General features: G+C 42.9%; 12 protein-coding genes. 5 read left to right on the top strand and 7 right to left on the bottom strand.

What is annotated here, in order from left to right:
- Window positions 1-273: 273 nt before the first annotated feature.
- A complete protein-coding gene (locus ACOV1R_RS13040) occupies window positions 274-714 on the bottom strand; it encodes an Rrf2 family transcriptional regulator (protein WP_003641849.1) in 441 nt (146 codons plus the stop codon).
- Between the two features lie 184 nt (window positions 715-898).
- Between ACOV1R_RS13040 and ACOV1R_RS13035 the strand changes: the two genes are divergently transcribed.
- Both ACOV1R_RS13035 and ACOV1R_RS13030 read left to right on the top strand, forming a co-directional pair.
- Window positions 899-1,588 (top strand): TetR/AcrR family transcriptional regulator, encoded by a 690-nt coding sequence (locus tag ACOV1R_RS13035; protein ID WP_016511229.1) that lies wholly within the window; start codon window positions 899-901, stop codon window positions 1,586-1,588.
- A 203-nt stretch (window positions 1,589-1,791) separates the two neighbouring features.
- Window positions 1,792-3,153 (top strand): Nramp family divalent metal transporter, encoded by a 1,362-nt coding sequence (locus tag ACOV1R_RS13030; RefSeq protein ID WP_033608073.1) that lies wholly within the window; start codon window positions 1,792-1,794, stop codon window positions 3,151-3,153.
- A 131-nt stretch (window positions 3,154-3,284) separates the two neighbouring features.
- Here the strand turns inward: ACOV1R_RS13030 and ACOV1R_RS13025 are convergent, their stop codons facing one another.
- The 4 genes from ACOV1R_RS13025 to ACOV1R_RS13010 all read right to left on the bottom strand — a co-directional run bounded on the left by ACOV1R_RS13025 (window position 3,285) and on the right by ACOV1R_RS13010 (window position 6,296).
- Entirely contained in the window at window positions 3,285-3,932 is a 648-nt protein-coding gene (locus tag ACOV1R_RS13025) for a hypothetical protein (protein WP_011100948.1), read from the bottom strand.
- Window positions 3,933-3,987: 55 nt separating this feature from the next.
- On the bottom strand, window positions 3,988-4,293 hold the full coding sequence (locus ACOV1R_RS13020; RefSeq protein WP_015379713.1) for a hypothetical protein: 306 nt from the start codon (window positions 4,291-4,293) through the stop codon (window positions 3,988-3,990).
- Window positions 4,294-4,343: 50 nt separating this feature from the next.
- Window positions 4,344-4,595 carry a hypothetical protein gene (locus tag ACOV1R_RS13015; RefSeq protein WP_003641854.1) on the bottom strand — a complete coding sequence of 84 codons (252 nt, stop codon included), beginning with the start codon at window positions 4,593-4,595 and terminating at the stop codon, window positions 4,344-4,346.
- A 300-nt stretch (window positions 4,596-4,895) separates the two neighbouring features.
- On the bottom strand, window positions 4,896-6,296 hold the full coding sequence (locus tag ACOV1R_RS13010; RefSeq protein WP_003641855.1) for an MFS transporter: 1,401 nt from the start codon (window positions 6,294-6,296) through the stop codon (window positions 4,896-4,898).
- A 91-nt stretch (window positions 6,297-6,387) separates the two neighbouring features.
- Between ACOV1R_RS13010 and ACOV1R_RS13005 the strand changes: the two genes are divergently transcribed.
- Complete coding sequence (locus ACOV1R_RS13005; RefSeq protein ID WP_236039357.1) at window positions 6,388-6,555, top strand: MerR family transcriptional regulator; 168 nt, start codon at window positions 6,388-6,390, stop codon at window positions 6,553-6,555.
- A gap of 371 nt (window positions 6,556-6,926) precedes the next feature.
- On the opposite strand, the gene ACOV1R_RS13000 is transcribed toward ACOV1R_RS13005, so the two are convergent.
- The gene (locus tag ACOV1R_RS13000; protein WP_003643713.1) at window positions 6,927-8,303 is read right to left on the bottom strand and encodes a sensor histidine kinase; all 1,377 of its coding nucleotides are present in this window, start codon (window positions 8,301-8,303) and stop codon (window positions 6,927-6,929) included.
- The gene (locus ACOV1R_RS12995; protein WP_015379715.1) at window positions 8,290-8,994 is read right to left on the bottom strand and encodes a response regulator transcription factor; all 705 of its coding nucleotides are present in this window, start codon (window positions 8,992-8,994) and stop codon (window positions 8,290-8,292) included. Before ACOV1R_RS12995 ends, ACOV1R_RS13000 begins: the two co-directional genes overlap by 14 nt.
- 165 nt (window positions 8,995-9,159) lie before the next feature.
- Between ACOV1R_RS12995 and ACOV1R_RS12990 the strand changes: the two genes are divergently transcribed.
- Window positions 9,160-9,447, top strand: a complete 288-nt coding sequence (locus ACOV1R_RS12990) for a hypothetical protein (protein WP_003641859.1) — start codon at window positions 9,160-9,162, stop codon at window positions 9,445-9,447.
- Window positions 9,448-9,527: 80 nt separating this feature from the next.
- Window positions 9,528-10,259, top strand: coding sequence for a MurR/RpiR family transcriptional regulator (locus tag ACOV1R_RS12985; RefSeq protein ID WP_003641860.1), 732 nt, complete (start codon window positions 9,528-9,530; stop codon window positions 10,257-10,259).
- Window positions 10,260-10,506: the final 247 nt, after the last annotated feature.

The raw sequence follows: 10,506 nt of genomic DNA, 5'->3' as shown, positions 1-10,506 counted from the left end.
TGATAAGCTCGCTCATGTTTATCTGGCTACGGTCTACATTGCCTCAATTTGCATCTTACTTAAGTAGTTTTAAGACGGACCCTAGATGAAATAATTCAACAAAAAAATTGCGCTTCAGATGTTGATTCTGAAGTGCAATTTTTTGTCTAAGTTAGGCATAAACATACTAGCATGTTTGTATTTAAACGGAGTGGCTTGCAGGGTGAATTATAACTTTAGTATCGACATGCGCGCTGGCTTCCGCAATCGTACACCGTCAGCTAATCTGGCAGCTTATTTGTGGGCATCTTTCTTTGCTTGTTCCACTAAAATATTATCGACCACGTCTTGTAAGCTAGTCTTAGCTAACCGTGCTTCGGCCGCCGTTTGCGCGTCTTGATAGTATTGTTTCAGAACGGTTTGAATATTGCCACCAACAATACAATCCGGATTGGTCTTAGGATCGACGGCGAGTAGCGGCTTATCGCCCTCAATTGCGTAGAAGACGCTGAGCAGTGAAATTTGACTTAAAGGTTTGGCGAGTGCCGGTTGAGCAGTACCGGGCGTTGTTGTGATTAGTCCGGCTTGTCGAAGCTTGCTCATCAATCGGCGAACAACGACTGGACTAGTTTCAATGCTGCGGGCAATGGCGTCACTTGTTAATTTAGTATCTGCGTAAATTTTAATGTAGGCTAGTAAATGGATCGAGTCGCTAAAGCGGGTTGAAACACGCATATAATCACTTCCTGTAACTTAATTGGTTACTATGATTATAAATAAATCCACTTATAAAAGCAATTAACGAGTTTAGTTAAGCTGATGATGTAACTTTTATAAAGATGGTTGTTTTGGGGGACCAAATCAGTTATGATGTAAATGCCAAAATTGAGCAGTTACTGCAAAAAAGGAGCTTATCATCATGAGTGAAATTGAAACCATCCAGGCCTATTATGCGGCTTCATTGGGAAAGGATGGTCGTATTACCCGGACCCAACGGCAAATTTTAGCCGCCGCGCTCGACTTATTTGCAGAAAAAGGTTACGAAGAAGTTGGCACTCGGGAGATTGCAGAGCGGGCCGGTGTCGCTGAAGGAACTTTATTTCATAATTTTGTTAATAAGAACGGTATTCTGGACGCCATTATGCAGCCGATTGTGCAGAATATTTTGCCAACGATGTTGAACACTTTGGACCAGGCAGTTTTAGATAGTCCTAACCAGACTTTGCAAGCATTTGTTGTCGCCCTTGTGCGCGATCGGGTCGCATTTGTCACACGTAACCGAGCCTCCTTAGCCGTCATTTTGTCCCAATTTTTCAATAATGCTCAGGATCGAGCGGCCGTCTTAGGGATGGTCTTACCTAGCATTTTGGCGCAGGCGAATGAAGCGATGGATCGCTTGAAAGCCGCTCGAGAATTAGTTGATTGGCCGAATCGCATGATTTTACAATTGGTGTTTTCAACCATTGGGGGATATTTAGTCGAACAGGTTCTCTACCCACAACTGGATGATTTGAGTGATGAGCAATTGATTCACTATCTCAGTGATTTTTTAGTTAATGGTTTGAGCCCACGGAGAATCCCCTTACAAGATGATAATACCGCGTCATAACAAGCTTTAGGGATGCCAAAGTAATAATTAATAATAGTTGACTAATAGGTTAATGGTGCTATACTACCAATTGGAATTAAAGTGAGTGCTCAATTAAGGGGACGCACTGTTGAGGATCACGTAGTAGTCCACAACCTGAATTCTAAACCAATAGAAGAGAGGGTTTCATAATGAAATCAGCAAAAACGAAGGATCACGCTAAGATGAAAGCTGCCGAAGAAAAGGCGATTCATTCAACGGGTGCCGATAGTAAGAGCTTGGACGAAGTCAATGGGAGTGTCCGGGTACCTAAGGATGCCAGCTTCTGGCGAACTTTAATTGCCTACACTGGACCGGGTGCACTAGTTGCAGTTGGGTACATGGATCCTGGGAACTGGATCACATCAATCGCAGGTGGATCACAGTACAAATATGCATTACTTTCTGTGATCCTGTTATCAAGTTTAATTGCCATGTTGCTACAAGCCATGGCCGCTCGTCTGGGAATTGTGACGGGTAAAGATTTAGCACAATTGACGCGGGAACGAACGTCAAAAGGAATGGGGATTTTTCTCTGGATTATTACTGAACTAGCGATTATGGCGACCGATGTTGCTGAAATCATTGGTTCTGGGATTGCTTTGAAGTTATTATTCGGATTTCCATTAATTGTCGGTATTTTGATTACCACTGCCGATGTCTTGATTCTGTTATTATTAATGAAACTTGGTTTCCGGAAAATCGAAGCAATTGTGGCAACGCTGGTTGCCGTGATTCTCTTCGTCTTCCTGTATGAAGTTATTATTTCACAACCTAATATTCCAGAAATGTTAAAAGGGTATGTCCCAACTAGTCGGATTGTCAGCAACCGTTCTATGCTATTTCTAGCACTCGGAATTGTTGGGGCAACCGTTATGCCGCATAACTTGTACTTGGGATCATCAATCTCACAAACACGTCAAGTTGACCGGAGTGACGAAAAAGAAGTTGCCAAGGCTGTTAAGTTCACGACAATCGACTCCAATATTCAATTGTCAGTCGCGTTCGTTGTTAATAGTTTGCTATTAATTCTTGGCGCCGCACTGTTCTTTGGAACTAAGGGGGATCTTGGCCGGTTCGTTGACTTGTACAATGCACTTGGCGATAGTAAGGTCGTTGGCTCGATTGCGAGTCCGTTACTCAGTATGCTCTTTGCCATTGCGCTGTTGTCCTCTGGTCAAAGTTCTACGATTACGGGGACGTTATCTGGTCAGATTATCATGGAAGGGTTTATCCGTTTGAAGATGCCACTCTGGGCACAACGGTTACTAACTCGGTTAATCTCGGTTACACCAGTGTTGGCTTTTGCGATTTATTATCATGGCAATGAAGCGAAAATTGAAGATCTGCTGACGATGTCGCAAGTCTTCCTGAGTATCGCGTTACCATTTGCCATGATTCCGCTAGTCATGTTCACGAGTAATCGGGCGCTGATGGGGAACTTCACCAACCGTGTCTGGGTTAAGTGGACGGCTTGGATCGTGACGGTGATTCTAATCATCTTAAACATTTACCTTATTTTACAGACTATCGGTCTGGTTAAATAATCAAACATTAAAATGAGCTTTCCAGGGATTGCAAAGAATTCCTGGAAAGCTCATTTTGTGTTTTGGAAACAGCTGCAATGCAAGATACCGATTCAAAGCGCCAAGTGCTAATACGTACCAGTAATTGGCGATTAACCGACTTTGGATGGCCAGTCTTGCTTAGTTGGTATGATGGTAAACGGGGTCGCAGTGATGAGGTCCGTGAGGCAGGGGAGCAATCCGGTCTCAAGGTTATATAAATCGTGAACGTGTGCGCTAGTTTGACCGTGCTCAGCCATCTTAAGTAGTTGAGGCTGGGTGAACTGGAGTTGACTGGCTGGTAGAATCAGGTCCGGTTGGCTGCGGCGTGTCAACGGTTGAGCGTGGTCGTGAACCAGGTAAGCAAAATTAGGCGCCGTATTGAGAATTAGCGTTAAAACGCTGATTTCATGGGGATCTAATTTGGTTGCTAACTGGTTCGTTTGACTAGGGGAATAAACCATGGCGGCGTAGATTTGAGGCGCCAGCTCGGGTAATTGGCGACTAGGCGGTGTCAGGGTGACCGTCAGTCCCAATTGCCAGCTGGCAAGCAACAATCCCGGAATCGTTACGACTTGTGCGGGGCTCAGTAGAATGGCTTGTCCGGCATGCACGTTCTGTTGTTGCAGACTAGTTTCACACAGTGCGAGGTCTTCTAAAACATCGGCCCCGGTATACCAGTTGCCATTTAGATCTTTCAGAACTGGTTCGGCATATTGACGTTGTAATTGGCGGGTAATGGCCTTAGTCAGCTGACTCATCGCGGGGCCTCCTTTAAGGGTTTAAGTGACGGGGCGGAAATTAAGGGTGGCAGTACTACTTTGCGTTAGTGAGATACTTCATCTTAGTGATACTCTGGCTACTAGCGTCAATGGTTGCTAACACTTGATTTTGGGTGGATTTAACAACAAGCTTAGTTGGCTGCGGTGTTAAATCATGTTTCGGTTGGCTAGTCGTGGCACCTGTTGCGAGTTTAGTATCACGAGTGACTTTATTGACGAGTGTGGTGGACGTTGTCTCAGGCTTAGTTGTCGTCGTATCAGCAGAGGCGGAAACGGAAGTGGCAAAGTGGGTTCCGGCGGCCATTAAAGTTAGGGTTAGTTTTTTGAATGTGTTTTTCATAATAATCGAACTCCTTTTAGTTGTTATTATCGGTGGCGGTCAGTGAATGATTATTGGGCAGCTGGCATTAACCAGTCGTTAGAGAGTAGTTGATGGAAGTGACGACCAAGTGGGACCCATAATTGCGAACGGCGGATGTTTTTTAACGTGTCCCAGAATAATGGATCTTGTAGTTGTTCATCACTAAGTTTGACTTTAACGAATTCGCCCTCTTCAGTTTTCGCAATCACCAGTGGGTAGGTCACCTTAACCAATTGAACAGCGGTGATATTTTTAATTTTTGGATCAGTATCTAATAACATATCTACATAGCTCCTTAGTTGTTGTGAGTCATTCTGTTTTTATGAGTTAATTTTTAAAGTTGGTTTGTTTAATTGAATGACTATAGTTTACCGGCATATCGCCGTGGGAACTATCGACTTTCCATAAACTTTATCTAAGAAATTCTTAGATTCAGACTTAGAATATAAAAAATACCATGAAAATTGAATCTGAGCAGGTAATACTTTGGCAGGATCAAGTACTAGTTAAATTAACAACCGTTTCAAGACTGTTAATGTCCTTAAAACGGTTGTTAAGAGTTTGTTTGTAAATGAATTAGCTTAGTGTGCAGGGCGGTTAATAATACTAATGGCAAAGCCTAATAAAGCACAAATAAGAGAAACACTAAAGGACCAGGTTAAACCATGGGCAAACCAAGCAGGATGTGCTGGCAAGTAAGTACTAACTCGATATCCAGCATCGATGCTCATTGTTGTAAATAGTGCAAGAGAACCAAGTGCGACGCCTAAAATATTGCCAATATTATTTCCCAAAGACTGTAGAGAACCCGCTACTCCTAGCTGATTTTGTGGGACGACTGACATTAGTAATGTGTTATTTGGTGCAATGAAAAATCCAGTGCCGATACCGTTGGAAATTAACAAAGAAATAATGAGGGTTAATGAAGTATGTGAATCTAGGAATAAGAAGCCAATTTGCGTAATTATAATTAGGACTAGGCCGGTTAGTAGAACAAGCTGTTGAGAGAAAAGATCACTCAACCAGCCACCAAGTGGGGCAGCAATAGCCATAATAAGTGGAAAAATCAGCATTAATATTCCAGTAGTACCAACTGACCAGTTCAAATAATCTTGGAGATAGAGTGGGAATATAAAGCTGAACAGTGCATTAATAAGTGGTATCAGCATTCCGACTAGCAATGCTAAGCTGAAGGTACGATTCTTAAAAATGGATAGTGGTAATAGCGCATTTTTTCGATGCTTTTCCAAATAAATAAAGTATAGTGTAAGTGCTAATGTGATAATGAAGCCAATGATAATTAGCGGCTGCCTGAAACCAATAGTCTGCCCTGCTTCTAATACAACAAAGAATAGTGTGATGATAATGAATAGAATCCCTGCGCCCCAACCATCAAGTTTAGTGGCTTGTTGCCGGCCATGATTTTTGGGAAGAAATAGGTGGCCTAAAATAATGGCAATGATTCCAAGTGGAATGTTAATCATAAAAATAGCATTCCAAGCAAACTGCTGTAGTAAAAAGCCACCTAAGGCAGGTCCGGCAACAAAACCAGCGGAAATAAACATTGTATTGATACCCATGGCAGTTCCCCGGGTGTGATTATCAAACAGTTCCGAAATTAAACCATAGCTGTTTGAAAGCGTTGCGGCAGCGCCAACTGCTTGCACAAAACGAGCCAATAGTAGAAACTCAAAGCCGAAGTTGACACTGGCCATTAGTGAGCCGATAGTAAAGCTATACATACCTAAAGTAAAGATTCTACCTTTACCCCAAATATCACCAAGTTTACCGAATGTTACCAGTAAGCCTGATAGAATGACCATATAACCCATCACGGTATATGTGATCTGACTAATTGGAACCGCAAGTGATTTTGACATGATAGGTAGTGCGATATTAATGATTGATGCATCGAGATTAGCCATAATTGTAAAAATACCGATGACAATCATTGCTAACCAAGAACGAGTTGTTGTTTTCATGATAAAAATTCAACCTCCTATTTTTTGAACATTTGAAAGTATAACAAGTTCGTGTTACACTAACGCAAGCAAAATTTAGGAGGATACGAGTATGTTTACAATTACGGCGACCGCTCAGAAATATGGTGTGTCGAATAATGCACTACGTTACTATGAAAGTGTTGGCCTAATTGGTCCGATTAAGCGTGATCAAAATGGTATCCGACAATTTTCGGCTAGTGATCAAGAGATGGTTAACCGAATTGTACATCTCCGGTAATTAGGCGCGTCAATTAAAGAGATTCAGCAATACAGTTTCCGTCCTGAAGAAGTAACACTAGAACATACAGTTGCACTAAAAAAATTTCTGTTACGTTTAAACGGAGATCTAGAAGCACAAGAGGCACGAATTAAAATAGAAAAACAATATTTAAAAGCAAAAATAGAGCATTTGGATGGTGATATTTTGAGTATGAAATCTCATAAAACCACGCAGATGGGTTAGTAATAATTAGTTTCTGCATATCAATTCAGAATAGTCTTGGAGGTATCTTTGTGATTGGGTGGCACAAGACCAAAAGCGAGTCCTAGATTTTTCTAGTGACTCGCTTTTTTATGAGAGTAATTATTAGAAAATAATAGTACTTGTTACTATAGTTGCCAGCTGACCGTAAAGATACTCCCGGATGGCTGGTTGTCGGTAATTTTAATGTTGGCCTGATTCAATGTGACTAACTGTTGAACGATTGCTAAGCCTAGGCCACTGCCTTCGATTGCTTGTGACCGAGATTGATCAACGCGGTAAAAACGCTGAAAGACAGCCTGTTTTTGGTCGTCTGGAATTCCCTCACCATGGTCGGCTACAGCTAGTTCGACTGCTTGATCAGTCTGGTGCAAACTCAAGGTAATCGGTTGATCATGTGGCGAGTATTTATGGGCATTATCGAGTAAGGCCACAACGATTTGTTGTAACATTTCCGCATTACCTTGAACGTGGATGTTCGGATCAATTGCGAGCGTCAATGGTTGATCAATTGATGGCTGGTAATGTTCAGCCAGTGACAACATTAATAGTGATAGGTCTTGGTCAGTTAAGACTAGCTTAGCGCGATCAGCTCGTGAAAGGTGAAGTAGGTTCTCAATCAGATGTTGCATTCTTAGTGATTCTTCATCAATAAACTGTAATGATTCTGGAATCACTTCGGGGTGGGCGTCACCCCGCCGCTTGATTAGACTGAGATTACCGCGAATCGCAGCAATCGGGGTTCGCAGTTCGTGTGAAGCATCAGAAATAAATTGACGCTCATGCTGCAATCGTTGATTTTGCGTGACCAATAGTTCATTAAAGGCCCGACCGAGGTCGTTGATCTCGCGGGGGCTAGCAGGCACGTCTAAGGTGGGCTGGTCGCTATCTGGATTGTTCGATGTGTACTTGGTTGCGTGTAACAGTTTAATGGTTGGGTCACTCAGTCGTAGTGCTAAACGATGGGCCCACCAAGTCCCCAATGCCAGGGCGGCACAAGTGACAGCCAGCATGAGCAGAATCAAAATAAGCAGACTGTTGAACAATCGCCTTAAGCTGACCCATAGTTGGTAAGTGTTATGCCCATCTTTTTCACTATAAGATAAGAAGAAACCAAATCCGCGAACGTAGACTAACGGCCCTACTAGCTTAGTCTGTTGCTTGGTGAAAAACGATTTGGACGATGGGGTAGTGATGATCGTCCGCTTCGTTTTAGTGGCGGTCGTCAAGGTTGCTTTCTTGGTGGTTACCCGGATAAATGCCGGTTGTTTCGTATTGCGTGTCGTCGTATTGTTCCATTGAATAAAACTGGGGACGTCTTTGATATTCGCCTGGTTAAGACTGCTCATCAAGTCACGGGCTTCCCTAGTCGTATTGATTGTTTGCTGAGTGCCGACCATCAGAAGGGTGATCAAGCTAACCAACAACGTAATTGTCAGCATTAGTCGGCGGATGGCCTTATTGATCAGCTGTTCATAGGTCGGAGTGGTGTTATTTTTGGGCATCAGACATCGGCTCCCTTAGTTTATACCCGACGCCGCGCACTGTTTGAATGAGTGGGGAGGCGCCGTTTGTCGTGATTTTATTACGTAAATAACCGACATAAACGTCAACGACATTTTGCTGACCGAGAAAGTCGGCGCCCCAGACTTGGTCAAGCAAGTCATCACGGGTAAAGACTTCGTCGGGATGAGCGAGGAAGAATTGCAGCAAATCATATTCACGGTGAGTTAAGGTAACTTCTTCCTGCCCGTTAGTAACGCGGTGGGCTTTGGTATCTAGCTGGATATCATCCAGTTGGTAGACTTGATTGGGTTCAACTTGATTTTCAATGCGTCGTTGGATAACCCGGATTCGGGCCAATAATTCTTCGATTTCAAATGGTTTGGTGATATAGTCGTCGGCACCATTATCTAACCCGGCGACTTTATCACCGACATAATCTCTAGCGGTCATAATAATGACTGGTACTTGATCGTGTTTGCGAATGCGGCGAAGAACTTCCATACCGTCAAGTTTTGGCAACATCCAGTCTAGCAGGATGAGGAGCAACTCGTTTTGATGCGCTTGGTAGGTTTCCATAGCTGCCAAACCGTTAGCCGCTACCAAAACGTTGAAATCCTCAAATTGTAGTTCTTTAGTCAAGTAGCCAGATAGACTGCCTTCATCCTCAACAATTAAAATCGTGTTTTTCAATGTTATGCTCCTCCCAATAACCCTGGTTTATGTCTAATTATAGCGAATAATTATGACGCTTTTCCGATATTTTGACTTATTTTTATGGATTTGTGTGAACTAAATGAAAGCGTCACCGGACTTATGCTAAAATTGGACTATGAAAATGGAAGGTAAGTGAGTGACATGGGACTTTTTCGTGACGCCATGCAGGCACTGTATCATAGTGGTCATTATGGTTACAACATCAATGTAAAGAAGTCGGCTCCCGCCGTTGATCCGAAGGAAGTACCAGCGATTGCGGCGTTAGGACGTATTAATCGAACGCCCAACTTTAAGACGTGGTCCGTTGATTCGCCATATAAAACGGCCGAATTTACGGCTAAATTAACTGACGCAGTAGCAACTTGTGATTTGGAAATGCAGGATCTTGAGATCAAACCGCAGATCGATGGTCGGTGGGGCGATCAATAAGCGGAATTTGTTCCCATAAATTCTAATGGTCATATTAATTTAATGATAGACCAATTAATCAATAGTGACGGGGTGAGTCAATGTTTTCGTACGATCAGGTCCAGCAGTTAAACCGCTTGGAAATTGAAATTTATAAGTATATTGTGGGTCATCCCGCTGAAGTAAGTACTATGACGATTCGACAATTGGCCGACCATAGTCACGTCTCAGCAACGACTATTTTGCGTTTTCTAAAGCACATGGGCTATGATGGCTACGCAGAATTTAAGTTCACATTAAAAGAACAGTTACGGCAAGATGCCACACAACCGTTAGCTCAGACAGTTGTACCGATGCGGACGTTTTTTGACCGCATGAACTTACCTGATATCACGGCTAAACTTCATCGGGTCGCAGAACTGGTTCATCAAGCTCGAATGGTCGTACTGATTGGGTCAGGGACGAGTGCTGGCCTGGCCGCGTATGGCAGCCATTTATTCGCTAACTTTGGTTTATATAGCTTGATGATTAGTGATACGAGTCAGCCCCATCCGGTTCAGCAACAGGATTTATCGGATACCGTCTTTTTCGCACTTTCAGTATCTGGAGAGTCTGAAGATATTATTGAACAAAGCGTTTATTATCGGCAGAGTGGCGCGAAGGTGGTCGCTATTACCGCTAGCAGTCATTCGACGTTAGCTGGGATTGCGGACGTGGTGTTAACTTACGATACCCCGGAAGTTCAAGCAATCAGTGGTGGTAGCACCTTGTCCCAGTTGCCCGTCGTTTATTATCTGGAACAATTAGCTATGATTATTCAGCCATTAACGTAAAGGTAATTCAAACCAATCTTTGGAACATGTTCTAAAAATGGAACAAATTCCGATGGATGGAACAACACCCATTTTAGAGTGAAAGGGTATACATTTTGAGAATGACAGGTATAATGAATTTTGTAGGAAGCGTATTCATGGGTACAAATGTCAGATGACAGGACTACTTTGTAACGGACGAACTCAATTTTATGTAAACGGTTAACTATTAATTGACCGTTAGCTTACTTAAATTATTCTGATTGTT

The sequence above is a fragment of the Lactiplantibacillus sp. YT640 genome, assembly GCF_049745435.1.
GTDB lineage: Bacteria > Bacillota > Bacilli > Lactobacillales > Lactobacillaceae > Lactiplantibacillus > Lactiplantibacillus plantarum.
This window is presented reverse-complemented; position numbering and strand designations above follow the sequence as displayed.